Source organism: Streptomyces sp. NPDC003011, assembly GCF_053591515.1.
Genome location: NZ_JBSFTY010000006.1, coordinates 54,377 through 79,877, shown reverse-complemented (window position 1 = coordinate 79,877; position 25,501 = coordinate 54,377). Strand labels below are relative to the sequence as shown.

The window sequence follows — 25,501 nt, the reverse complement described above, 5'->3', positions numbered from 1 at the left end:
CGGCGGTGAGGGGTCGTACGGCACAACTCCCGGTTGTCCGGGCATCCTTGTCGGCGATGCATCAACAGGATGCAGAACGCACGGGAGGCAGACTCATGGACATAGCCGTCTTCGGAGCGAACGGGCCGACCGGCCGGCTGGTCGTCGAACAGGCGGGCGCCGAGGGGCACACGGTCACCGCCGTCACGCGCCGTCCGGGGGGCTTTCCGCCGCACGGGCCGTGGTTACGGGTGGTCGAGGCGGATGTGCGCGACCCGGACGCGGTCGACCGTGCCGTGGCCGGGCGGGACGCGGTGATCTCCGCGCTCGGCGCTCCCTTCGGCCGCCGGCCGGTGACCGTGTACTCCACCGGCGCCGCGCACATCCAGCGGGCCATGGCCCGGCACGGCGTACGCCGGCTCGTCGCCGTGACCTCGACCGTGCTGTTCGGGACGCCCGCGCCCGGCGAGACCTTCCTGTTCCGGAAGGTGGTGGAGCCGTCCCTCACCCGGTTCATGGGCCGCACCGTGTACGAGGACATGCGGCGCATGGAGGAGATCGTGGGCGCCGGCGGCCTCGACTGGACGGTGCTGCGCCCCGGTGGCCTGTTCGACGCGCCCGCCGTCAGCGACTACCAGGTCGCGACGGCCCGGTTGCCCGGCCGGTACACGGCCCGCGCGGACCTCGCGCGCGAACTCGTGCGCCAGGCCGTCGCCGGCGACGAGCACGTGCGCTCCTACGTCGACATCCGCACCACCCAGAACACACCGACGCTCCTCGACCTCCTGCGCAAGGAGGCGCTGGGGAGGTGACGGGGAGGTGACGGGGAAGGGGAAGGGGAACCGGTGGTCGCCGCGCCGGGCGCGCGTCAGTCGCCGAGTGACGTGCGCCGGTAGCGGACGCCCGGGCGGCCGTCGAGGGTGAGGGATCCGGCCGCGGTGAAGCCGTTGCGTTCCAGGACGGTCCGGGACGCCGGGTTGTCGAGGGTGGTCAGCGCGGTCAGCGAGACCAGGCCGTACGCCGTCGCGGCCAGCCGGCACACCTCCCGCACGGCCGCCGTCGCGACCCCGCGCCCCGCGGCCGACTCGCCGATCCGGTACCCGAGTTCGGCGTGGCCGTCCGCGACGTCGACCAGGTTGACGCGGCCGATCAGCTCGCGTTCCTCGTCCAGGACGACGTGGAAGTGGCACAGACCGGCGTCCTGTTCGGCGAGGAGCGCCTGGTGACGGGCGGGGAACTCGGCGAAGTACGCGTCTCCGCGATCCGGGACGGACCGGGCGAAGCAGGCGCGGTTGATCCGCTCGAAGGCGAGCAACGCGTCGGCGTGATCGGCCCGCAGGCGCTCCAGGGTGGGCATGAGTCCCAGGTTACGCACGGTGCGGGTGCCGTCGGAGCCGGACGGACGGGTCCGGTCAACTCCCTGTGGCCAGGCTTCCGTGGCCCACGGGACCGCCTGAGCCTGCGACTCGGGGCTGATGTCAGGCCCCGCCCCGCGGCCTACCGTCCTCGGCATGAACAGACCACGCCGTTCATGGGCCGCGGCCACGACCGCCGGGCTCGCGCCCACCCTGTCGGTCAAGGGGACCGCCCAGCCGCTGCTGGACGGCCCGTCACCGGCGCACCCCGAGGTCGCGGTCCGACTGCCCTGACCCGTCCGGGTGTTCACTCCTTGAGCACCGGGAACCTGCGCGGCGCGAGGAACAGCAGCACCAGGAACGCCACCGCCGCCGCGCAGGACGCGCCCAGGTAGACGGCGTGCACCGCGTCCGCGATGGCCCGGCGGGTGGCCTCGGGCGCGGTGCCCGCGTCCAGGGCGCGCGTCACCGAGTCCAGGTCGCCCGCGCCGCCGAGCCGCGCGGCCAGCACCCCGTTGGCGATCGCTCCGAAGACGGCCGCGCCGACCGTCTGGCCGGTCTGCCGGCAGAACAGGACGGACGCCGTGGTCGTGCCGCGTTCGGCCCAGCCGACCGTCGACTGGACGCCGACGATCAGCGGGAGCTGGAACAGGCCGAGCGCGGCCCCGAGCAGCAGCATCAGCAGGGTCGGCTGCCAGGCGGCGCCGGGATACGGCAAGAAGGGGAACGCGAACAGGATCAGCGCCGCCGTGCCGATGCCCAGCATCGCGGTGTCGCGGAAGCCGATGCGCCGGTACACGTGCTGGCTGAGGGCGGCCGACACCGGCCAGCTCAGTGTCCACACGGACAGTACGAACCCCGCGGCCACCGGTGCCAGCCCCAGCACCGACTGCGCGTACGTCGGCAGGAACACGGCCGGCGCCACCATCAGCAGGCCCAGCGCACCGAGGGCGAGGTTGACCGCGGCGATCGTCCGGCGGCGCCACACCCATCCGGGGATGATCGGCTCCGCGGCCCGGCGCTCCACCAGCACCACGACCGCCACCAGCGCGAGCCCCGTACCGAACAGCGCCGCCGAGGGCACCGACAGCCACGGCCAGGCCACCCCGCCCTGCACCAGGGCCGTCAGCAGCACACCCCCGCACGCGAACACCGCCAGCGCGCCCGCCCAGTCGACCCGCGCGCGCGGGCCGGCCGGCCGCTCGCGCCCGGGTTCGTGCAGGTACCGGACGATCAGCCACAGCGCGACGGCCCCGACCGGCAGGTTGACCAGGAAGATCCAGCGCCAGTCCGTGTACGTGGCCAGCACCCCGCCCACGCCCGGTCCCGCGACCGCCGAAACCGCCCACACCGTGGACAGCTTGGACTGGATCTTCGGGCGGTCCTTCAGGGGGTACAGGTCCGCGGCCAGGGTCTGCACGGTGCCCTGGAGAGCGCCGCCGCCCAGGCCCTGCACGACCCGGAACGCGATCAGCGCGCCCATGTTCCAGGCCAGCGCGCACAGCAGGGAGCCGAGCAGGAAGAGGGCCGCGCCGGCGACCAGTACGGGCTTGCGGCCGAAGGTGTCGGAGAGCTTGCCGTACACCGGCAGGGTCACCGTCACGGCGAGCAGATACCCGGAGAACAGCCAGGAGAACACCGAGAAGCCGCCGAGGTCGCCGACGATCTGCGGTACGGCCGTGGCGACGATGGTGGAGTCCAGGGCGGCCAGCGCCATCGCGAGCATCAGGGCGGCGACCACGGCACCGCGCCGGTCGGGCGGGGTGTGCTCCGCTGCTGCGCGTATCGCGGGTCTCGTGTCGCCCACCCCTGGTTCCTTTCCCCCTGCACCTATCCGCCGCACGACAGCTTCCCACTCCACCCGTGTCCCGCGGGAGGACTTGACCCTCACGTCACGGAAGGGTGGAGCCTGGGTGGGCCTGAGGGTGGAGCCGACCCCGAGAAACACTCCACCCAGCGGTGGAGATCCCCTAGGGGTACCTCCGTACTAGGGGTCGGGGAGGGTTCGTACCGACGGAGGACGAGAGCGGCCGGGAGCGTCCTTAACCTGGCTTTATGCCGCTGGGGTGTGGTGGTCGGGGAGGTTCACCGCACCGGTGGGGGTGGGGTTTACCCCAGGAGAAGACTGCGCTGAGCACCAGCGCGCCGGACCCCTCCCGGGCACCAGACTCATCGACGTAGCCACTGGACGCGTAGCCACCGCGACATGACCACGGCGACGCGTAGCCACGGCGACGTCACCACGGCGACGAGACCACCTCGTCCTCTCGCTTCAACAGTTGACCTACATAGGAGATACACCGTGACATCGGCTGTGACCATTCCCAGGCACGGGGGCACTGGAGGGCGTACGGCCGTTGCCGCGCGAGCGCGGCAGGTCGTGAAGGCGTACGGGTCCGGTGAGACCCGGGTCGTCGCCCTCGACCACGTCGACGTGGACATCGCCAGCGGTCAGTTCACCGCGATCATGGGTCCCTCGGGGTCCGGCAAGTCCACGCTGATGCACTGCCTCGCCGGTCTCGACACCGTCACCTCCGGGCAGATCTACCTGGACGACACCGAGATCACCGGCCTGAAGGACAAGAAGCTCACCCAACTGCGCAGGGACCGCATCGGGTTCATCTTCCAGGCGTACAACCTGCTGCCGACGCTGAACGCGCTCGAGAACATCACCCTGCCCATGGACATCGCGGGCCGCAAGCTCGACAAGGCGTGGCTGGGGCGGGTCGTCGACACCGTCGGCCTCTCCGACCGGCTCAAGCACCGGCCCACCCAGCTCTCCGGCGGCCAGCAGCAGCGCGTCGCCGTGGCCCGCGCCCTGGCCGCCCGGCCCCAGATCATCTTCGGCGACGAGCCGACCGGGAACCTCGACTCCCGTGCGGGTGCTGAGGTGCTGGGCTTCCTGCGCCGGTCCGTGGACGAGCTCGGCCAGACCATCGTCATGGTCACCCACGACCCGGTGGCCGCCTCGTACGCGGACCGGGTGCTGTACCTCGCCGACGGCCGGATCGTCGACGAGATGTACGAGCCGACCGCCGAGGCCGTCCTGGACCGCATGAAGGACTTCGACGCCCGGGGGCGTACGTCATGACCGTCCTGAAGACCTCGATGCGCAACTTCTTCGCGCACAAGGGGCGGATGGCCCTGTCGGCGGTCGCGGTCCTGCTGTCGGTCGCCTTCGTGTGCGGGACACTCGTCTTCACCGACACGATGAACACGACGTTCGACAAGCTCTTCGCGACGACCGCGTCCGACGTCACGGTCTCCCCGAAGGAGGCCAAGAGCGACGACACCCCGCAGAACGGCAAGCCCGCGTCGCTGCCGGCGTCCACGCTGGCGCAGGTGGAGAAGGCCGAGGGCGTCAAGTCCGCCGAGGGCGCGGTCGGTTCGTCGGCCGTGACCGTCGTCGACCGCGACAACGAGAACATGGGCTCCAGCAGCGGCGCCCCGACGTTCGCGGGCAACTGGACGAAGAACGACGCCCGTTCGATGGAGATCACCACCGGGCACGCCCCGCGCGGGCCGACCGAGCTGATGGTCGACGCCGACACCGCCGACAAGCACGGCCTGAAGCTCGGCGAGGAACTGCGCACGATCTCCGTCGCCGGTGACTTCAAGGCGAAGATCGTCGGCATCGCCACCTTCAAGGTGACCAACCCCGGTGCCGCGATCGTCTTCTTCGACACCGAGACCGCCCAGCGTGAACTTCTCGGCGCCACCGGCCGGTTCACCCAGATCTACGTCAACGCCGCGCCCGGCGTGGACGACACGCGGCTCAAGCAGAACGTCTCCCAGGCCCTGGACGGCACCTACAAGCTCCAGACGGCCAAGGAGAACGCCGACGAGAACCGCAAGAGCGTCGGCGAGTTCATGAACGTCATCAAGTACGCCATGCTCGGCTTCGCCGGCATCGCGTTCCTGGTCGGCATCTTCCTGATCATCAACACCTTCTCCATGCTGGTCGCCCAGCGCACCCGGGAGATCGGCCTGATGCGGGCGATCGGCTCCTCCCGCAAGCAGGTCAACCGCTCGGTGCTGATAGAGGCGCTGCTGCTCGGTGTCGTCGGCTCGATCCTCGGCGTGGGCGCCGGCGTCGGCATCGCGATCGGCCTGATGAAGCTGATGTCGTCGGCCGGCATGAACCTCTCCACCGACGACCTGACCGTGAAGGCGACCACCCCGATAGCGGGTGTGGTCCTGGGTGTCGTGGTCACCGTCCTCGCCGCCTATCTGCCGGCCCGCCGCGCCGGCAAGGTCTCCCCGATGGCCGCACTGCGCGACGCCGGTACACCGGCCGACGGCCGCGCGGGACTGGTGCGCGGCGTGATCGGCCTGGTGCTGACGGGCGCGGGCGTGGTCGCCCTGTTCGCGGCGGCGGGCGCCGACAAGGCGAGCGACGGTTCGCTGATGCTGGGCGCGGGCGTGGTGCTGTCCCTGATCGGCTTCGTCATCATCGGTCCGTTGCTCACCGGGGGCCTGGTCCGGGCGCTCAGCGCGGTGCTGCTGCGGCCCTTCGGCTCGGTGGGCCGCCTGGCCGAGCGCAACGCCCTGCGCAACCCGCGCCGCACCGGTGCCACGGGCGCCGCCCTGATGATCGGCCTGGCCCTGGTGGCCTGTCTGTCGGTCGTCGGCTCCTCGATGGTCGCCTCCGCCACCAGCGAGCTGGACAAGTCGGTCGGCGCGGACTTCATCGTCCAGGGCAACCAGCGGATCGTCCCGCAGGCCCAGAAGGCGATGGAGCAGAGCCCCGGGCTCGCCCACGTCACCAGCTACCGGGAACTCGACGCCACGCTGACCTCGCCCGACGGCAAGACGGACAGCTCCGGAGTCACCGCCGCCGATCCCACGTACGCCGAGGACCTGCGCCGCGCGACCACGGCGGGCACGCTGAAGGCCGCGTACGGCAAGGACGCCATGTCGGTCGGCTCGGACTACGCCAAGGCACACGGCGTGCGCGTCGGCGACACCATCAGCGTCACCTTCACGGGCGGCCGGACGGCGAAGCTGAAGGTCGCTGCCATCACGGACGACGACAGCGCCCTCGACCAGGGTGCGCGCTACATCAGTACCGAGACGATGGAGACGTACGTCCCGGCCGACCAGATCCCGCCGAACTCGATCATGTTCGCCAAGGCGAAGGAAGGCCAGACGGAGCAGGCGTACGCGGCGCTGAAGAAGGCGCTGGACAAGTACCCGACGTACCAGGTCCGCGACCAGACCGACTACAAGCAGGAACTGAAGGACCAGATCGGCCAGCTCCTGAACATGGTCTACGGCCTGCTCGCCCTCGCGATCATCGTGGCGGTCCTGGGCGTGGTGAACACCCTGGCGCTGTCGGTGGTCGAGCGGACCAGGGAGATCGGCCTGATGCGGGCGATCGGCCTCTCCCGCCGTCAGCTGCGCCGCATGATCCGCCTGGAGTCGGTGGTGATCGCCCTCTTCGGCGCACTGCTGGGCCTCGGCCTGGGCATGGGGTGGGGCGCGACAGCCCAGAAGTTGCTCGCCCTGGAGGGCCTGAACGTCCTCGACATCCCCTGGCCGACGATCATCGGCGTCTTCATCGGGTCGGCCTTCGTGGGCCTGTTCGCCGCGCTGATCCCGGCGTTCCGGGCGGGCCGGATGAACGTACTGAACGCGATCGCGACCGAATAGCCACCCCGGACGGGGGACGGGGGAAGGGGGAACGGGGAACGGGGGAACGGGGATGCCGGGCCCGGTGCCGAAGGCTGATGCCTTCGGCACCGGGCCCGGCGCCGTGCTCTGAGGCGGGCCCGGCGCCAGCTCTGAGGCGGGCCTGGCGGCCTGGCGCCATGCTCAGGCTCAGAGTGGCGCCGGGGGCTGGGGAGCGGACATGGTCCACATCACGCGGCACCCTTCGCGTGGGCCGGTCACCGCGGTCTGAGGGTTCCGCGGGTTCCGCCGCTTCCGCGGTTTCCGCGGTGTCGAGTACCGGGCGGCTGTGGTCTTCCCGGCTCGGCGGCTCGGCGGCTCCGGCGGCTCTGGCGGCTCCGGCGATACCGGCGGTACTGGCGACTCCGGCGGCACCCGCCGCCGGGTGGTGCCGGGTGGCGCCGATCGGCGCCCGGGTCGCCCTCCCGGCCGGGCTCGCCGCCGCCCTGCGCGCCGTCGGCATCGGCGTCCCCGCGCCCGCGCCGGTCACAGGAGTACGCACGTTGTCCACAGGCCCCGGCGTTCGCGACAGCGTCGTCGTACGCTGGAGACCCCCCGGCCCGTACCTCGCGTCGGGCGATTCGCGTTGCCCACCCCCCGACGAAAGCCGCCCCCGAATGAGCCTGCACGGTCTGCTCGACGCCGTCGTCAAGGACACCGCCCTCGCGGAAGCGATCAAGGCTGCCGCAGACGGCAACCGCCTGCACGTCGACCTGGTCGGCCCGCCCGCGGCCCGTCCCTTCGCGGTCGCCGCCCTGGCCCGCGAGTCCGGCCGCCCGGTCCTGGCGGTGACGGCGACGGGCCGTGAGGCCGAGGACCTGGCCGCGGCCCTGCGCTCGCTCCTCCCCTCGGAGGGCGTCGTGGAGTACCCGTCCTGGGAGACCCTTCCGCACGAGCGGCTCAGCCCCCGCAGCGACACCGTCGGCCGCCGCCTCGCCGTGCTGCGCCGGCTGGCCCACCCCCGGCCCGACGACCCCGAGACCGGCCCGGTCTCCGTCGTCGTGGCCCCCGTCCGCTCGGTGCTCCAGCCGCAGGTCAAGGGCCTCGGCGAGCTGGAACCGGTGGCACTGCGCACCGGACAGACCGCCGACCTGGACGAGATCGTGCAGGCCCTCGCGGCCGCCGCCTACGCGCGCGTGGAGCTCGTGGAGAAGCGCGGCGAGTTCGCCGTCCGCGGAGGCATCCTCGACGTCTTCCCGCCCACCGAGGAACACCCCCTGCGCGTCGAGTTCTGGGGCGACGACGTCGAGGAGATCCGCTACTTCAAGGTCGCCGACCAGCGCTCCCTGGAGGTCGCCGCACACGGCCTGTGGGCCCCGCCCTGCCGCGAACTCCTGCTGACCGAGGACGTCCGCGCACGCGCGCGTGCCCTGGCCGAGGAGCACCCGGAGCTCGGCGAACTGCTCGGCAAGATCGCCGAGGGCATCGCGGTGGAAGGCATGGAGTCCCTGGCTCCGGTCCTGGTCGACGACATGGAGCTGCTGCTGGACGTCCTGCCCAAGGGCTCGATGGCCGTCGTCTGCGATCCGGAGCGGGTGCGCACCCGGGCGGCGGACCTCGTGACGACCTCGCAGGAGTTCCTGCAGGCGTCCTGGGCGGCCACCGCGGGCGGCGGCGAGGCACCGATCGACGTCGGCGCGGCCTCCCTGTGGTCCATCGCGGACGTCCGGGACCGGGCGCGCGAGCTGGGCATGATGTGGTGGTCGGTGTCGCCGTTCGCGGCGGACCTCGAACTGGACGCGGACACGCTCAAACTGGGCATGCACGCGCCGGAGAGCTACCGCGGCGACACCGCCAAGGCGCTCGCCGACACCAAGGGCTGGCTGGCCGACGGCTGGCGCACGGTGTTCGTCACCGAGGGCCACGGCCCGGCGGCCCGCACGGTCGAGGTGCTCGGCGGCGAGGGCATCGCGGCCCGCCTGGACGCGGACCTCGGGGACATCTCCCCCTCCGTCGTGCACGTGGCGTGCGGCTCGATCGACTACGGCTTCGTGGACCCGGCGCTGAGGCTGGCCGTCCTGACGGAGACCGACCTCTCCGGGCAGAAGGCGGCCGGCAAGGACGGCGCCCGCATGCCCGCCCGCCGCCGCAAGACGATCGACCCGCTGACCCTGGAGGCGGGCGACTTCATCGTCCACGAGCAGCACGGCGTGGGCCGCTACATCGAGATGGTGCAGCGGACCGTGCAGGGCGCGACCCGCGAGTACCTCGTCGTGGAGTACGCCCCCGCCAAGCGCGGCCAGCCCGGCGACCGTCTCTACATCCCCACCGACCAGCTGGAGCAGATCACCAAGTACGTCGGCGGCGAGGCGCCCACGCTGCACCGCCTGGGCGGCGCCGACTGGACGAAGACGAAGGCCCGCGCGAAGAAGGCCGTCAAGGAGATCGCGGCCGACCTGATCAAGCTGTACAGCGCGCGCATGGCGGCCCCGGGGCACGCCTTCGGCGCCGACACGCCGTGGCAGCGCGAGCTGGAGGACGCCTTCCCGTACGTGGAGACGCCCGACCAGCTGACCACCATCGCCGAGGTCAAGGAGGACATGGAGAAGACGGTCCCGATGGACCGCCTGGTCTGCGGCGACGTCGGCTACGGCAAGACGGAGATCGCGGTGCGGGCCGCCTTCAAGGCCGTCCAGGACGGCAAGCAGGTGGCGGTGCTGGTGCCCACCACCCTGCTGGTGCAGCAGCACTTCGGCACGTTCTCCGAGCGCTACTCGCAGTTCCCGGTCAACGTGCGGGCGCTGTCGCGCTTCCAGACGGAGACGGAGGCGAAGGCGGTCCTGGAGGGCCTGCGGGACGGCTCGGTGGACATCGTCATCGGCACCCACCGCCTGTTCTCCGCGGAGACCAAGTTCAAGGACCTGGGCCTGGTCGTCGTCGACGAGGAGCAGCGCTTCGGCGTCGAGCACAAGGAGCAGCTGAAGAAGCTCCGCGCGAACGTGGACGTGCTGACCATGTCCGCGACCCCGATCCCGAGGACCCTGGAGATGGCGGTCACCGGCATCCGCGAGATGTCCACGATCACCACACCCCCGGAGGAGCGGCACCCGGTGCTGACCTTCGTCGGGCCGTACGAGGAGAAGCAGATCGGTGCGGCCATCCGCCGTGAACTGCTGCGCGAGGGCCAGGTCTTCTACATCCACAACCGGGTGGAGTCCATCGACCGCGCGGCGGCGCGGCTGCGGGAGATCGTCCCCGAGGCGCGGATCGCCATCGCCCACGGCCAGATGTCGGAACAGGCCCTGGAACAGGTGGTCGTCGACTTCTGGGAGAAGAAGTTCGACGTCCTGGTCTCCACGACGATCGTCGAGTCCGGCATCGACATCGCCAACGCGAACACCCTGATCGTGGAGCGCGGCGACAACTTCGGCCTGTCCCAGCTGCACCAGCTGCGCGGCCGGGTCGGCCGAGGCCGCGAGCGGGGCTACGCGTACTTCCTCTACCCGCCGGAGAAGCCGCTGACGGAAACGGCCCACGAGCGCCTGGCGACCATCGCCCAGCACACGGAGATGGGCGCGGGCATGTACGTGGCGATGAAGGACCTGGAGATCCGCGGCGCCGGAAACCTCCTCGGCGGCGAGCAGTCCGGTCACATCGCGGGCGTCGGCTTCGACCTGTACGTGCGCATGGTCGGCGAGGCGGTCGCGGACTACCGCGCCTCCCTGGAAGGCGGTGTGGTGGAGGAGCCGCCGCTGGAGGTCAGGATCGAGCTGCCGGTCGACGCGCACGTCCCGCACGACTACGCCCCCGGCGAGCGGCTGCGCCTGCAGGCGTACCGGTCGATCGCCTCGGTCAACTCCGAGGAGGACGTCAAGGCCGTACGCGAGGAACTCGTCGACCGCTACGGCAAGCTGCCCGAGCCGGTGGAGAACCTGCTCCTGGTGGCGGGCCTGCGGATGCTCGCCCGCGCGTGCGGCGTCGGCGAGATCGTCCTGCAGGGCACCAACATCCGCTTCGCGCCGGTGGAGCTGCGGGAGTCGCAGGAGCTGCGGCTCAAGCGGCTGTACCCGGGGACCGTCATCAAGCCGTCCGCCCACCAAGTGCTGGTCCCGCGCCCGAAGACCGCGAAGGTCGGCGGCAAGCCGCTGGTCGGGCGGGCACTGCTCGGGTGGGTGGGGGAGTTCCTGACGTCGATCCTGGGGTCGTAGGGACGTCGATCCTGGGGTCGTGGTGACGTCGATCCTGGGGTCGTAGGGACCGCCCGGCGACGGGCGGCCCTGACGGGGCGGCACCGGCGGCACCGGCGAGCACCGGTGGGATGGGCGGCACCGGTGCCACCGGGGCATTGGGGGCTGCCGGGGTCGTCCTGGCGGGCGGTCGGCCGTCGTCAGGAGCCCGTCGTCACGCGCCTGCGGGCTGCGGCGTGCGGGCTGCCACCTTAGGCCTGCCGCCTGCCGCCTGCCGCCTGCCGCCTGAGGCCTGAGGGCGAGAACTGAGCGCGAGGACAGCACGCGTGGACAGTGCGCGCGGGCGGGCGGGGCGGTGCGCGCGGGTGCGCGGGCGCTCAGCTCGTGCGGAACAGCGTGTTCGCCAGGCCGCGGAACACCTCCTCGGGGTCCTGGCCGCCCACCGCGCCGTCCAGGTTGTGGCCGAGGAGCAGCGTGGCGAAGCCGTGGGCCAGGGACCAGGCGGCCACTCCGGCGAGGCGGGCGTCGATACCGAAATCCGCGGAGCGTACGGCGGAGACCGCGTCGCGCAGGGCGTCGGTGGCGAGGGCGCGGGCCGTGGTGAGTTCGAGGTCGTCGGGGCGCAGCAGCCCGGGTGCGAACATCACCGCGAAGTGTGCCGGGTGATCGCGGGCGAAGCGTACGTAGCGCACGCCCGCGTCCTTCAGGTCCGCCGCCTCCCGCACCGTGCCGGCGAGCAGCCCGAAGCCCTCGGCCGCGATCGCCGTGAGCAGTCCGGTGCGGTCCTTGAAGTGGTGGGCCGGCGCCGCGTGGGAGACGCCGGCGCGACGGGCGAGGTCGCGCAGGCTCAGCGCGGAGGGACCGTCGGCGGCGATGACGTCGAGTGCGGCGGTGAGGATGGTGCGGCGCAGATCGCCATGGTGGTAGGCGCGGTCGCCGTGCTTCGTTTCCGTGGGGGCCATGGTCAGCAGCGTACGCCGGATCTAGGCATTGACAAGTTCGGACGGCTCGGGCAATCTTGTCAGTGTCAAGTTGCGCGGGGCGGATCGTTGCCGGACGGGAGTGCGTCATGGGGGAATACGGGGAGCGCGGGGAGCATGGGGAACGCGGCGGGCAGGCCGGCGGGGTCACCGCCCGGGACGGCGGCGGCGTGGAGCTGTCCCGTGTGCGACAGCTCTGGCACCTGCTGGAGCCGCTGCACGCGGTGCTGTACTACGCGCCGGAGGCCTTCGAGGAAGCCGCGGCCCTCGGGTACGACACCGAGGAGCGCTGGCCCGCGTACTTCCCGTACCGGGCCGCGCCGTTGGGCGCGGTGGGCGCCGAGCGGGTGACCTCCGCCTTCTACAGCTTCAGTCCCCGCATGGTCGCCGAGCATGTCGAACCGGCGTGGAAGGTGGCGAGCCCCGAGGCGGTGCTCGCGGCGAGGACGCGCGGCATCGACCGGGCGTACCGCGCGATATTCGGCGACCGCGCCCACAGTCCCGAACTGGCCGAGGCCGCCGCCCTGGCCCGGCGCGCGGCCGAGGCGGCGAACACGGCGGGCCGTCCTCTCGCCGCGGCCAACGCGGAGCTGGAGTGGCCCGAGGCTCCTCATCTCCAGCTGTGGCACGCGGCGACGATCCTGCGCGAGCACCGAGGCGACGGCCACCTCGCGGCCCTGCTCGTGGCCGGTCTCGATCCGGTCGAGTCGCTGGTGTCCTTCGCCGCGACAGGCGCCGCGAGCGTCGAGCGCTTCGAGAGCCGCGGCTGGAGCGCCGCGCAGTGGACGGCCGCCCGGGAGCGCCTGTCCGCCCGGGGCCTGATCGACGAGAACGGTACGGCCACGGAGGCGGGTCGCGACCTGCGCCGCCAGGTCGAACTGGACACCGACCGCCTCGCGTCCGCACCCTGGCGAACCCTCGGCCAGGAAGCGGTGGCGCGTCTGGCCGACCTGCTCGGCGAGTTCTGGATCGCGGTGCTGTCCTCGGGGCTGCTGCCGTCGGAGACGACGCTGGGGATCGGGAAGGCGTGAGAAGGGTGAAGCCGGCGCGAGGAAGGTGAAGCCGCCCGCCGGAGGTGGCTCTCCGCGGACGGCTTCTGTTTCAGGGGTCGGCGGGTGCCCGGCCGGGCGCGTGGCCCGGGCAGGTACCCCGTGACCTCAGTGAGTCTCCGGCCTTACGGCTGGTCGGGGCCTTACGGCTGGTCGGGCCTGTCGCGATCCATGCCCAGCGAGCCTTCGGTCCGCTGCTGCGTGTCGTCGACCTGGTTCTCGTACCTGCCGCCCGTCCGGTCGTTGGCCTTCCGCTCCGCGGTGTCGGACATGTCCTTGCCCTTGCTGCCCTTCACCTGGTTCTTGAGCTTGTCGAAGATGCCCATCCAGATCTCCTTCCGGAGGTGACTCGCATCGACAATACGCCGGACAGGTGACGAATGCCTGTTTAGGTCGGGTATGGTCTGGACCTCTCGGCGGTTACCGTGAGTCCAGTGAGAACCGCCCGTGCCGAGGCGGAACAGGGCAGGCGAGGGGAGGGGCGCATCATGATGCGTCTGAGGGGCGGGACGAGTTCCGCCGTCATGGCCGGGCTGGCCGCATGTGCCGCCATGACGCTGGTCGCCGGCTGCGAGGGCCTCGACGCGAACGGCTCCGCACCGGAGAGCGGCGCGGCGGCACCGGCGTCGGACGGACGGTCCGTCAGTCCACTGCACAATCCGGACGGCACGAAGCCGGGCCTCGCGCCCGTCACGAGCGAGACCGACGAGGCCACGGCCCGGGGGCTCATCGAGAGCCTGCGGACCAAGGGTCGCGGGCCCAGGACGGGCTACGACCGGGACGAGTTCGGCTACGCCTGGATGGACACGGCCGACGACGTCCCGCTGGCACGCAACGGCTGCGACACCCGCAACGACCTCCTCCAGCGCGACGGCCAGAGCCTGCGCTTCCGCTCCGGCTCCGACTGCGTGGTCGTCGCCCTGACGCTGCGCGATCCGTACACCGGTACGACCATCCAGTGGCGCAAGCAGGATGCCTCCGAGGTGCAGATCGACCACGTGGTGCCGCTCTCCTACAGCTGGCAGATGGGCTCCTCGCGCTGGTCGGAGGACAAGCGCGAGCAACTGGCCAACGACCCCCTGAACCTCATCCCGGCCGAGGGCCGCGCCAACTCGTCCAAGGGCGACTCCGGCCCCGCGTCCTGGCTCCCGCCGAACAAGCAGATCCGGTGCGCCTACGTGGTCCGCTTCGCCCAGGTCGCCGCCAAGTACGAACTGCCGGTGACCGCGCCGGACCAGCGGATGATGCTGGAGCAGTGCGGGGGATGAGGAGAGGGCGACAGGGCCGGGGCGGCGAGACGGGGTGAGTGGGCTGCCGCCGAGCCCCGGCTCCGGCGGCCCATCCCCTCGCCGTCCCCTGTCATCCACTGCTGACCCGTGCCGGCCCTGCCGGCCCCCTTCCCTCCTCACCCCGCTGGCCCCGCCCTGCCCCTTCCGGCTCCGCCCGGCCCCGGTCAGGCCCGCCCGGCCCGCCCGGCCCGGTTTCGGGTGAAGGTGTGCGAACTGGTTCTGTCTGTCCCCTTGACTTCAATCCGGGCGTGTCACTACCGTCGCGCAGAATTTCGAACATCGTTCGATATGTCGGACGAATCGAATATGGCGTGTGCGACGGAGGACACCCCCATGCACGACCGATCCCCCAGACGCGGCAGACCCTTGGCGGCTGCCCTGTCCAGCTCGATCCTGGCGACGGCCCTGCTGGCCGGAGGGCCCGGGGCGGGTACCGCTCAGGCGGCCGACGACCCCAACGCGGTCGCCCTCGACAAGGACGCGATCCTCGCGGCCCAGCAGCTCGACGAGCCGCAGTGGTACAAGGACAACATCCCGTTCCTGGACACCCCCGACAACACCATCGACGAGGTCTACTACTACCGCTGGAGCACCTACAAGCGCGCGCTGCGCTACACCGTGCCGGGCACCGGGTACGTGTCGACCGAGTACGACGTGCCGATCGGCTACGCCGGGAACCCGTACACCGCGCTCCCGGACGCCACCGGCTACCACCTGCTGGACGGGCGCTGGCTGCACAACCGCGACTACGCCGGTGACTACCTGGACTTCTGGCTGCGCGGGGCGGGCAACTCGGGCGCGCGGAACTTCAGCGAGTGGATCACCAGCGCCGCGTACCAGCGCTTCCTGGTCACCGGTGACGCGGCCGAGATCAAGGCCGAACTCCCGCAGCTCATCGCGCTGTACAAGAGGTGGGACTCCAACTACACCAGCGACATCACGGTGAACGGCACGCCCTCCACCAGCGACCTGTACCACCAGACCCCGCTGTCCGACGCCACGGAGTACACCGAGACGTCGATGCACAGCAGCAACTGGTTCAGCGGCGGCCCCGGTTACCGGCCCACGATCAACGCGTACATGTTCGGTGCCGCCCAGGCGATCAGCAAGATCGCCACCATGACCGGGGACACCGCGACCGCGACCGAGTACACCGACAAGGCCGCGTCGCTCAAGGCCGGGGTGCAGAACTCGCTCTGGGACCCGCAGCGCCAGTTCTTCATGCAGGTCTACAACACGAACAACACCAACGGCACCCTCAAGCAGACCAGGACGACCTGGCGTGAGGCGATGGGCTTCGCCCCCTGGGCGTTCAACCTGCCCGACGCGCAGTACTCCACGGCGTGGAAGTACCTGACGGACCCGAAGCGGTTCGGGGCGGCGTTCGGGCCCACGACGCTGGAGCGGGTGCACGACTTCGAGGCCGAGCAGGCCGCCGTCACCCACGCGAACACCCACGACGCGTCGACGGCCTCCAACGGCAAGTACGTCGGGCAGATCGACTTCGCCGACAGCGCGGTCACCTTCACCGTGGACGCGCCCGGCGCCGGTACGTACCCGGTCACGGTCCACTACGCCAACGGCACCGCCGGCACGTCGACCCACAACGTCGTCGTGAACGGCGACACCGCCAACCCGGTCACCGTCAGCTACGCCCCCACCGGCAGCTGGGGCCAGTTCTCGGAGTCGAAGTCCGTCACCGTGCAGGTCCCGATGAAGGCCGGGGCCAACACGCTGAAGTTCACCAAGGGCACGGGCTTCGCCGAGCTGGACCGGATCGCGACGAACCCCTACTTCAACTACCAGGCGATCCCCGCCGAGCAGAAGCGCGACGACGCCAACTGCTGCCACTGGAACGGCCCGAGCTGGCCGTTCCAGACGAGCCAGATCCTGACCGGCATGGCGAACCTGCTCCAGGACTACCCGGCGCAGAACAACGTCACCAAGCAGGACTACCAGTCCATGCTGAGCCAGTTCGCCAAGCTCCAGCACAAGGACGGCAAGCCCTACATCGCCGAGGCCGCCAACGGTGACACCGGCGACTGGATCTACGACGGCTTCAACTTCAGCGAGCACTACAACCACTCCAGCTTCAACGACCTGGTGCTCTCCGGTCTGCTGGGCATCAAGCCCCAGGCGGGCAACACGCTGGTCCTGAAGCCGCTGATCCCGTCCGGCTGGGACTACTTCGCGGCGGAGAACGTGCCCTACCACGGGCACACCCTCTCGATCCGCTGGGACCGGGACGGCACGCACTACGGCAAGGGCACCGGCCTGCAGGTCTTCCAGGACGGCGTACGCATCCACCAGTCCGCGACGGCAGGCAACACCACGGTGAACGTGGCCGCACCCGTCACCCCGGCGCAGCCCGCGCGGATGATGAACGTGGCGGCCAACCCGCTGACCGCCGAGCAGGACTGGCTCGGCCGCACGGTCACGCAGCCCTTCCCGAAGGCGTTCGCCTCCTACACCAACACCGTCTCCAACGGGCCGCACTGCCACAGCGGCCAGATCTGCAAGCCCACCACCTTCGACGCCCCGCTGCGGGCCACCGACGGCTGGATCCGCTACGACAAGATCCCCGACAACCGGTGGACCAACTCGGGCTCCCCGAACGGCACCGACCACCTCGGCGTCGACTTCGGCGCGCCACGGAAGATCAACGAGGTCACGTTCTACACCTACGACGACGGCGCGAACATCCGCGTGCCGGCGAGCTACACCGTCCAGTACCTCAAGGACGGCGTGTGGACGTCCGTCCCCAGCCAGGTCAAGAGCCCGGCCACACCGAGAGCGAACAACGCGAACGAGGTGACCTTCCCGACGATCACGACCTCCCAGTTCCGCGTCGTCTTCACCCCGCAGGCGGGCAAGTTCGTGGGCGTCACCGAGCTGGAGTCCTGGTACCCGCAGACACCGCCGGTGCGGATCGTCAACAAGAACAGCAACCTGGAACTCGGCATCGCAGGCTCCTCGATCGCCGCCGGAGGCGCTGTCCAGCAGCAGACGGCCAACACCACGGCCAACCACCGATGGACGGTCGTCCCCGCGGAGAACGGCTACTACAAGATCTTCAACACCAACAGCGGCCAGGTCCTCGGCATCAAGGACGCCTCCAAGACGGCCGGTGCCACCGCGCTGCAGTGGGGCGACACCCTCACCGCCGACCATCTGTGGTCCGTGGTGGACGCCGGTGGTGGCTACTGCAAGCTCGTCAACAAGAACAGCGGCCTGGTCCTGGGCGTCGACGGGATGTCCACATCGTCCGGGGCCGCGGTCCTGCAATGGGACGACACCGGCACCGCCGACCATCTGTGGCGGCTCGTCACCGACGACGGCGCCACACCGTTCAACTCCTAGCCGACGCACAGCACCGAGCCGGGTCCCGGGATTCCCGGGGCCCGGCTCAGGGTGCCGGCTCAGGGTGCCGGAAAGCTGTGAGGGCGCGGATCAGTTCGGTTCACCCCGTACGGCTGACGCCCTGTCAGGGCACCGGCGCGCGTGCCGGGGCGCGGGCCGGCGCCGGCCTGGACCGCGGGGTGTGGGAGCGAACGGCGATGGCCCGGCGATGGCCCGGCGGCGTCGGGGATGTTCCTCCGGTGGTACCCATGAACACCGCCCACATTCGATATTTCGTACGTGGTTCGAAGTTTCGTTGCTGAAGATAGGGTCGCTCCGCGGGCACGTCAACCCCTTTTGGCCGGGGCGTTTGCCGCGGAGGGCCGGTTCCGCCGATGCCGGTGATCGCTGCGAGCCCCGCCGTGATGGCGCGTTATTTAACCGTGACGACTTCCCGCTGCAACCCTCTTGACCGCCAGGAATTGTTAGCGCTCACAATGACCTCCACATTCATCGGCCGGTCGAGCGACCACCAAGGAGGTGCGACCGACATGACCGCAAGGCTTCGGCCCGCCCTCCTGGGAAGGGGCCGACCACACGGACGGCGGCCGGCCCACCGGTCGGCACGGCTGCCACAGGAGCCGCCGTGAACCCGTCCCCGAGGGAGCATCCGCGCCGATCGCAGGACTTACCGCCAGACGACCGCCAGGGAGGTACGGCCGTGACTCAACCGCAGCTTCGGCCGCCCACCATGGCCGACGTCGCGCGGACGGCGGGCGTGTCCCACCAGACCGTGTCCCGGGTGCTGGCCGACCACCCCAACGTCCGGGACGAGACAAGGGCGAAGGTGCTGCGCGCGATCGAGGAGATGGGCTACCGCCGCAACTCCTCGGCACGAGCCCTGGCCACCCGCCGCACCCGTACCCTGGGCGTGGTCGCCTCCGACACCACCCTCTTCGGACCGGCCAGCACCCTGTTCGCGCTCGAGGAGGCGGCACGGGCCGAGGGGTACCTCGTCTCCACGGTCACCGTGCGCAAACTGACCGTCGACACCCTCTCCGAAGCCCTGGACCACCTCGGCGACGGCGGGGTGGAGGGAGTCGTCGCCATCGCCCCCCAGCGATCGGCGGTCGAGGCCCTGGCCGGGCTGCGCCATCCGTTCCCGGTGGTGATCGTGGGGAGCGGGTCCGGCACGGGCTTCCCCTGCGTCACCGTGGACCAGGACCTGGGCGCACGGCTGGCCACCGGTCATCTGCTGGCGGCCGGTCACCGCAAGGTCTGGCACCTCGCCGGGCCCGACGACTGGCAGGAGGCCGCCGACCGGGCGGCCGGCTGGCGGGCGACCCTCGAAGCGGGCGGTATCGAGCCGCCGTTGCTGCTGCGCGGAGACTGGAGCCCGCTGTCGGGGTACCGTGCCGGCCAGGAACTGGCGGGCTGGGTGGGGCGAGGGCTGACCGCGGTCTTCGTCGCCAACGACCAGATGGCACTGGGAGTGCTGCGGGCCTTGCGGGAAGCGGGTGTGCGAACACCCGAGGACGTCGCCGTGGTCGGCTTCGACGACATCCCGGAGGCGGAGTTCTTCTCGCCGCCGCTCACCACGGTCCGGCAGGACTTCGCGGCCGTGGGCAGGCGCAGCATCGCCCTGCTCCTGGATCTCATCGAGGGCCGGGCGCACGCCGCGGCGCCCCGGATCGCCATCGAACCCCAACTCGTCGTCCGCGCCAGTACCTTTCCCCACCCCGCTCAGCACACCGCTCGGAGCGCCGCTCCCCAACCGGAGGCTGCTCCCCACTGACCCTGCGTCGACCGTTTCCCACCCTTCGGTGTGGTCGATATCTCGAACAATGATCGACTGGCTGGACGCAGTGCGGCCGGTCCCCTCGAGTCCCAGACGGTCCAGCCGGACCGGCTCTTCAAAGGAGAAGAACATGCTCAACAGACGGAACTTCCTCACTGCGGCGGTCGGCGTGGCGGCTGCGGGCGGCCTCGCCGCGTGCGCCAAGGAGGACGACTCCTCCAGCTCCTCCTCCGCCGGCGGCAGCAAGACGATCACCCTGGGCTTCTCCCAGGTCGGCTCGGAAAGCGGCTGGCGCAGCGCCAACACCGACTCGGTGAAGTCGGCCGCCAAGGACGCGGGCTACACGCTCAAGTTCTCCGACGCGCAGCAGAAGCAGGAGAACCAGATCTCCGCGATCCGCAGCTACATCACCCAGGGCGTGGACGTCATCGCCTTCTCACCGGTGGTCGTCACCGGCTGGGACGCCGTGCTGAAGGAAGCCAAGGCCAAGAAGATCCCCGTGGTCCTCACCGACCGCTCCGTCGAGACCTCCGACGAGTCCCTGTACGTCACGCTCGTCGGCTCGGACTTCACGGACGAGGGCCGGCGCGCGGCCAAGATCCTGGAGAAGGTCCTCGAGAAGGCCGGCCACAAGGGCGCCGTCAAGATCGCACAGCTGGAGGGCACCACCGGTGCCGCCCCCGCGATCGAGCGTGCCAAGGGCTTCAAGGAGGTCATGGACGCCGACCACGCCGACGACTGGAAGATCGTCGTCAGCCAGACCGGTGACTTCACCCGCGCCGGCGGCAAGCAGGTCATGGCCGCCTTCCTCCAGTCCAACCCGGACATCAACGTGCTCTTCGCGCACAACGACGACATGGGCATCGGCGCCATCCAGGCCATCGAGGCGGCCGGCAAGAAGCCCGGCAAGGACATCCTGATCGTCACGATCGACGGCGTGAAGGACGGCTTCGTGGCCATGTCCGAAGGCAAGATCAACGCCATCGTCGAGTGCAACCCGCTGCTCGGCCCCCAGCTGATGGAGGTCGTCCAGAAGGTCAAGAACGGCGAGAAGGTCGAGCGCTGGATCAAGACCAAGGAGAGCGACTTCATGCAGGACCAGGCCAAGGCCGCGCTCCCCACTCGCAAGTACTGACCGACCGCACCCACCGGCAGGAACCTCCGGCCGACCGAGATCCCGGTCGGCCGGGCCCTGTGGACAACACAGACCAGGTAAGTGAATTCCCCCACCGGACACAGCCGGTGGTCCCTCGCTAGGAGAGTTATGGCAGAGCCGCATCCCGTCCTGGAGATGACGGGCATAGTCAAGGAGTTTCCGGGGGTACGGGCTCTGTCGGGTGTCGACTTCCGGCTCTTCCCCGGCGAGATCCACGCCCTGATGGGCGAGAACGGCGCCGGGAAGTCCACCCTCATCAAGGTGCTGACCGGCGTCTACCCGCTGGACGGCGGCACGGTCACCCTCGACGGGGCGCCCGTGCGGATCGACAGCCCGCTGCAGGCGCAGCAGGCCGGGATCAGCACCGTCTACCAGGAGGTGAACCTCTGCCCCAACCTGTCGGTGGCGGAGAACATCTTCATCGGACGTGAACCCACCCGCGCGGGCCGCATCCAGTGGAAGAAGATGCGCAAGGACGCGGCGGAGCTGGTCGACCGGCTCGGCCTCGACATCGACGTGACCGCGCCCCTGTCCTCGTACCCGCTGGCCGTGCAGCAACTGGTCGCGATCGTGCGGTCGGTGGGCACCGGCGACAGCGACGGCGCGGGCGCCGGCACCAAGGTGCTGGTCCTGGACGAGCCGACGTCCAGCCTCGACCGCGACGAGGTCCTCGAACTGTTCCGCCTGATGCGGCAGCTCAGGGACGAGGGCGTCGCGATCCTGTTCGTCTCGCACTTCCTCGACCAGATCTACGAGATCTGCGACCGGATGACCGTCCTGCGCAACGGCACCCTCGTCGGCGAGCACATGGTCCGCGACCTCGACCAGGTCGGCCTCGTCCAGCTGATGATCGGCAAGGCGCTGGACCAGCTGGAGGAGCTCCACGACCACCAGCTGCGCGCCGACGTCGGCGAACCGCTGGTCCAGGCGGACGGCCTCGGCAGGACCGGCGCGATCGCCCCCTTCGACCTGGAGATCAAGAAGGGCGAGGTCCTCGGACTGGCCGGCCTGCTCGGCTCCGGCCGCACCGAACTCGCCCGGCTGCTCTTCGGCGCCGACCAGCCCGACAGCGGCAAGGTCAGCATCGGCGGCAAGCAGGTCTCGATGAGCGCCCCGAACGACGCGATCGGCGCGGGCGTCGCGTTCTGCTCGGAGAACCGCAAGGCCGAGGGCCTGGTGCCCGACCTGACGGTGCGGGAGAACATCATCCTCGCCCTGCAGGCCTCGCGCGGCTGGACCCGGCCCATCCCGGCCGCCCAGCGCGACGAACTCGTCGCCAAGTACATCAAGGCGCTGGACATCCGGCCCGCCAACCCGGAAGCACGCGTCGGCCAGCTCAGCGGCGGCAACCAGCAGAAGGTGCTGCTCGCCCGCTGGCTCATCACCCAGCCGAAGCTGCTGATCCTGGACGAGCCGACGCGCGGCATCGACGTCGGCGCGAAGGCGGAGATCCAGAAGCTCGTGGTCTCGCTCTCCGAGGAAGGCATGTCCGTGCTGTACATCGCGGCCGAGCTGGAGGAGGTGCTCCGGCTCAGCCACACCATCGGCGTGCTGCGCGACCGCAAGCTGGTCGCCCAGATCGCCAACGGGCCCGAGATCACCCCCACCCGGATCCTGGAGACCATCGCGAGCGGAGAGCACCAGTGACCACCACCCCCCGATGGCGAGCACTGACGCAGCATCACCTTTTCTGGCCGGTCGCCGTGCTGGTCGTCCTGCTGCTCGTCAACGTTCCCTTCACCCCCGACTTCTTCGCGATCAAGATGACGGACGGCCACCTCTACGGCAGCCTCGTCTCGATCGTGCTGTTCGGATCGCCCCTCATCCTGGTGGCGGTCGGCATGACCCTGGTCATCGCCACCGGCGGCATCGACCTCTCGGTCGGCGCCGTGGTCGCCATCACCGGGGCACTGACCTGCTCGTACATCAGCGACCAGGCCGACCAGAGCGCCCTGTCCCAGGTCCTGCTCGCGATGGGCCTGGGCCTGGTGGCCGCGGTCGTCTGCGGCCTGTGGAACGGCTTCCTGGTCGCCCGGATGGGCATCCAGCCGATCATCGCCACGCTGATCATCATGGTCGCCGGGCGCGGTGTCGCCCAGCTGATCACCGACGGCCAGATCATCACGATCAACAGCGAGCCGTACAAGCTGATCGGCGGCGGCTACTGGCTGACCCTGCCCTTCTCCATCTTCGTGGTGGCCGCGGTCGTCGCCGTCACCGTCGCCCTGACCCGCCGCACGGCCCTCGGCCTGCTGGTCGAGTCGGTCGGCGGCAACGCCGAGGCCAGCCGCCTGGTGGGCATCAGGTCCCTGCGCATCAAGATCATGGTGTACGTGTTCTGCGCGCTGTGCGCGGGCATCGCGGGCCTCATGATCAGCTCCAACACCTCGGCCGCGGACGGCAACAACGCCGGCCTGTGGATCGAGCTGGACGCGATCCTCGCCGTGGTGATCGGCGGCACCTCGCTGCTGGGCGGCCGGTTCTCCATCGGCGGCACGGTGATCGGGGCCCTCGTCATCCAGACCCTGACCACCACGATCTACACCATCGGCGTGCCGACCCAGACCAACCTGGTCTTCAAGGCCGTCGTCGTCATCGTCGTCTGCCTGCTGCAGTCCCCCAAGTTCCGCGCCAAGGTCTTCGGCGCGAAGGGCCTCAAGGGCCGCCGGCCCGCGGCTCCGACGGACACCGCCGCGACGCCCGAGGCCGTTCCCACCATGGAGGTGTCGCGATGAGCGCGACCACCAAGACCCGTCCGGCACCGGCACCGGAAAGCCGTACGGTGTCCAGGGCCGCGCGTCTGATCGGCGACCGGCGTCTGCCCGTCCTGGTGACGGCCGCGCTCTTCCTGGCGATGTACGCCGGCGGGCTGAGCCGCTACGCCAACTACGGCTTCGGCGAACCGCAGGTCTTCCTGAACCTGTTCATCGACAACGGCTACCTGCTGGTCGCCGCCGTCGGAGCCACGTTCGTCATCCTGTCCGGCGGGATCGACCTGTCCGTGGGCTCGGTGATCGGCTTCACCACCATGTTCACGGCCTGGCTGGTGGAGCGTCAGGGGCTGCCGATCACGGTCGTGATCCCCATGGCGCTGGCGGTGGGCGCGCTCGGCGGTTTCGTCATGGGCTACGTGATCCACAACTTCGAGATCCAGCCCTTCATCGTCACTCTCGCCGGCCTCTTCCTCTTCCGCGGCCTGTGCCTGGTCATCAGCAAGGAGTCGATCTCCATCGGCGACTCCTCGGTGAGCAGCATGGCCCAGGCGCAGGTGTCCCTGGGCGGGGCCTTCCTGTCGATCGGCGCCATCATCGCGCTGGTCGTGCTGGCCGTGGCGTTCTACGTGCTGCACTACACGCGCTTCGGGCGCCGGGTGTACGCCATCGGCGGCAACGAGCAGTCGGCCCTGCTGATGGGCCTTCCGCAGGGCGGCACGAAGATCGCCGTGTACACCGTGAGCGGCTTCTGCTCGGCCCTGGCCGGGCTGCTGTTCACCCTGTACATCCAGTCCGGTGACCCGCTGCACGCCACCGGCATGGAGCTCGACGCGATCGCCGCGGTCGTCATCGGCGGCACGCTGCTGACGGGCGGCTCCGGCTATGTCCTGGGCACCCTGTTCGGCGTCCTGGTGCTGGGCCTGATCAAGAGCATCATCCAGTTCGAGGGCACCCTCAGCTCCTGGTGGACGAAGATCGCCACGGGTGTGCTGCTGTGCGCCTTCATCCTGATCCAGCGCGCCATGACGGCCCGCAAGAAGACCTGACCCGCCCCTTCCGGGCGCTCCGGCCACGTGCCCCGCTTCCGCGTGTGCGGAGGCGGGACACGTGGCCGGCGCATGTGGTGCGGCGCGGCGAAAGCGCCCGGCCGAGGCGCCCTCGCCCTACGGACGCGCCGAAGACGCGCTCCGCCGAGACACGCGGCCGGGGGATGTGAGCAGCATGACAACGGTTCGGTACAACCCGGGACCGGTTGTCCGTGTCGGCCTATACGCTCGAAGCGACCATCACGCGACCGGCGTTGCCCGACGCCGGCCGCGCTCGTACGTCCACCTCAGGCACCAGGAGCTGTCATGCATGGCCACGGCTACACGCAGCCGGTGAAGCAGCCGCCCCCGACGGCATGGCTGGTCCTCCTGCGCGTGCTGTTCGTGGCGATCTCCGTCCTCACCATCGGCATCCTGGCCTGGACGATGCTGCTGCGCCTCGCGATCGTCACGCGCAAGGGGCTCGACTGGGGCCTGTTCGCGGCCGCCTGCGTGGCCGACCTGCTCGCGCTCGTGCTGCTCGGCACGGAGTCCGGCGACGACGTCCACACCGTGGGCGGCTGGACGGGGATGGGCCTGCTCCTGGGCACGCTCGTGGCCGTTACCGCGTACTACCTCTCGGCCGACGTACGCCACTTCCACCAGCTCCGCTACGGCGCCCACGCACCGCGGCCCGCTCCGGCACCGGCGTACGGCTACCCGCAGCCCACGGCACCGGCCCCGTCGCCGTACACCGCGGCGACCGTGCCGCAGACAGCGCGGACGCCGCACACCCTCCAGCCGCCCCCGGTCCCGCACACGCCGATCCCGCACACCCCGCCCCCGCCCAGCTCGCCGCCGCAGCGCCCCGCGCCCGCCCGCATCGACCAGGTGCGCGCCGAACTCGACGAGCTCAGTGACTACCTGCGCCACCACGACGGGCAGCACGGCAGCCGCCCCGACGGCACCCACGAGGGCGGAAGGTGACCGTGACGACGGGACGTGTCGTCGCCGGCCGCT

The 25,501-nt window shown here is 70.6% G+C and carries 18 protein-coding genes; 14 read left to right on the top strand and 4 right to left on the bottom strand.

The window, feature by feature from the left end:
* The first annotated feature begins 95 nt into the window (after positions 1-95).
* Positions 96-791, top strand: a complete 696-nt coding sequence (locus tag ACWD0J_RS04795) for an NAD(P)-dependent oxidoreductase (protein ID WP_451494304.1) — start codon at positions 96-98, stop codon at positions 789-791.
* Positions 792-847: 56 nt separating this feature from the next.
* Here ACWD0J_RS04795 and ACWD0J_RS04790 read toward each other — a convergent pair whose 3' ends face one another.
* The gene (locus tag ACWD0J_RS04790; protein WP_451494303.1) at positions 848-1,336 is read right to left on the bottom strand and encodes a GNAT family N-acetyltransferase; all 489 of its coding nucleotides are present in this window, start codon (positions 1,334-1,336) and stop codon (positions 848-850) included.
* A gap of 154 nt (positions 1,337-1,490) precedes the next feature.
* On the opposite strand from ACWD0J_RS04790, the gene ACWD0J_RS04785 reads away from it, so the two are divergent.
* A complete protein-coding gene (locus tag ACWD0J_RS04785; RefSeq protein ID WP_451494302.1) occupies positions 1,491-1,628 on the top strand; it encodes a hypothetical protein in 138 nt (45 codons plus the stop codon).
* 13 nt (positions 1,629-1,641) lie between these two features.
* On the opposite strand, the gene ACWD0J_RS04780 is transcribed toward ACWD0J_RS04785, so the two are convergent.
* Positions 1,642-3,141 carry an MFS transporter gene (locus ACWD0J_RS04780; protein WP_451494301.1) on the bottom strand — a complete coding sequence of 500 codons (1,500 nt, stop codon included), beginning with the start codon at positions 3,139-3,141 and terminating at the stop codon, positions 1,642-1,644.
* A 495-nt stretch (positions 3,142-3,636) separates the two neighbouring features.
* Between ACWD0J_RS04780 and ACWD0J_RS04775 the strand changes: the two genes are divergently transcribed.
* From ACWD0J_RS04775 to mfd, 3 genes are all read left to right on the top strand, one after another.
* The gene (locus ACWD0J_RS04775; RefSeq protein WP_451494300.1) at positions 3,637-4,425 is read left to right on the top strand and encodes an ABC transporter ATP-binding protein; all 789 of its coding nucleotides are present in this window, start codon (positions 3,637-3,639) and stop codon (positions 4,423-4,425) included.
* Positions 4,422-6,986, top strand: coding sequence for an ABC transporter permease (locus ACWD0J_RS04770; protein WP_451494299.1), 2,565 nt, complete (start codon positions 4,422-4,424; stop codon positions 6,984-6,986). The genes ACWD0J_RS04775 and ACWD0J_RS04770 overlap by 4 nt, the downstream gene beginning before the upstream one ends.
* 635 nt (positions 6,987-7,621) lie before the next feature.
* Positions 7,622-11,152, top strand: coding sequence for a transcription-repair coupling factor (gene mfd, locus ACWD0J_RS04765; protein ID WP_451494298.1), 3,531 nt, complete (start codon positions 7,622-7,624; stop codon positions 11,150-11,152).
* Positions 11,153-11,508: 356 nt separating this feature from the next.
* Here the strand turns inward: mfd and ACWD0J_RS04760 are convergent, their stop codons facing one another.
* A complete protein-coding gene (locus ACWD0J_RS04760; protein WP_451494297.1) occupies positions 11,509-12,093 on the bottom strand; it encodes a TetR/AcrR family transcriptional regulator in 585 nt (194 codons plus the stop codon).
* Between the two features lie 107 nt (positions 12,094-12,200).
* Here ACWD0J_RS04760 and ACWD0J_RS04755 point away from each other — a divergent pair, with 107 nt between their 5' ends.
* Positions 12,201-13,142, top strand: a complete 942-nt coding sequence (locus tag ACWD0J_RS04755; RefSeq protein ID WP_451494296.1) for an SCO6745 family protein — start codon at positions 12,201-12,203, stop codon at positions 13,140-13,142.
* Between the two features lie 161 nt (positions 13,143-13,303).
* On the opposite strand, the gene ACWD0J_RS04750 is transcribed toward ACWD0J_RS04755, so the two are convergent.
* A complete protein-coding gene (locus tag ACWD0J_RS04750; protein ID WP_451494295.1) occupies positions 13,304-13,486 on the bottom strand; it encodes an Rv0909 family putative TA system antitoxin in 183 nt (60 codons plus the stop codon).
* A gap of 162 nt (positions 13,487-13,648) precedes the next feature.
* Between ACWD0J_RS04750 and ACWD0J_RS04745 the strand changes: the two genes are divergently transcribed.
* The 8 genes from ACWD0J_RS04745 to ACWD0J_RS04710 all read left to right on the top strand — a co-directional run bounded on the left by ACWD0J_RS04745 (position 13,649) and on the right by ACWD0J_RS04710 (position 25,468).
* Positions 13,649-14,428, top strand: a complete 780-nt coding sequence (locus ACWD0J_RS04745; RefSeq protein ID WP_451494294.1) for an HNH endonuclease family protein — start codon at positions 13,649-13,651, stop codon at positions 14,426-14,428.
* Positions 14,429-14,782: 354 nt separating this feature from the next.
* Positions 14,783-17,809: an MGH1-like glycoside hydrolase domain-containing protein gene (locus ACWD0J_RS04740; protein ID WP_451494293.1), complete on the top strand. Its 3,027-nt coding sequence runs from the start codon at positions 14,783-14,785 to the stop codon at positions 17,807-17,809.
* A gap of 700 nt (positions 17,810-18,509) precedes the next feature.
* The gene (locus ACWD0J_RS04735; protein WP_451494292.1) at positions 18,510-19,583 is read left to right on the top strand and encodes a LacI family DNA-binding transcriptional regulator; all 1,074 of its coding nucleotides are present in this window, start codon (positions 18,510-18,512) and stop codon (positions 19,581-19,583) included.
* Positions 19,584-19,716: 133 nt separating this feature from the next.
* A complete protein-coding gene (locus tag ACWD0J_RS04730; protein ID WP_451494291.1) occupies positions 19,717-20,721 on the top strand; it encodes an ABC transporter substrate-binding protein in 1,005 nt (334 codons plus the stop codon).
* A 129-nt stretch (positions 20,722-20,850) separates the two neighbouring features.
* The gene (locus tag ACWD0J_RS04725) at positions 20,851-22,389 is read left to right on the top strand and encodes a sugar ABC transporter ATP-binding protein (protein ID WP_451494290.1); all 1,539 of its coding nucleotides are present in this window, start codon (positions 20,851-20,853) and stop codon (positions 22,387-22,389) included.
* On the top strand, positions 22,386-23,477 hold the full coding sequence (locus ACWD0J_RS04720; RefSeq protein ID WP_451494289.1) for an ABC transporter permease: 1,092 nt from the start codon (positions 22,386-22,388) through the stop codon (positions 23,475-23,477). Before ACWD0J_RS04725 ends, ACWD0J_RS04720 begins: the two co-directional genes overlap by 4 nt.
* Positions 23,474-24,502 carry a galactofuranose ABC transporter, permease protein YjfF gene (gene yjfF, locus ACWD0J_RS04715; protein ID WP_451494288.1) on the top strand — a complete coding sequence of 343 codons (1,029 nt, stop codon included), beginning with the start codon at positions 23,474-23,476 and terminating at the stop codon, positions 24,500-24,502. Before ACWD0J_RS04720 ends, yjfF begins: the two co-directional genes overlap by 4 nt.
* A gap of 306 nt (positions 24,503-24,808) precedes the next feature.
* The gene (locus ACWD0J_RS04710) at positions 24,809-25,468 is read left to right on the top strand and encodes a hypothetical protein (RefSeq protein ID WP_451494287.1); all 660 of its coding nucleotides are present in this window, start codon (positions 24,809-24,811) and stop codon (positions 25,466-25,468) included.
* Positions 25,469-25,501 lie beyond the last annotated feature (33 nt).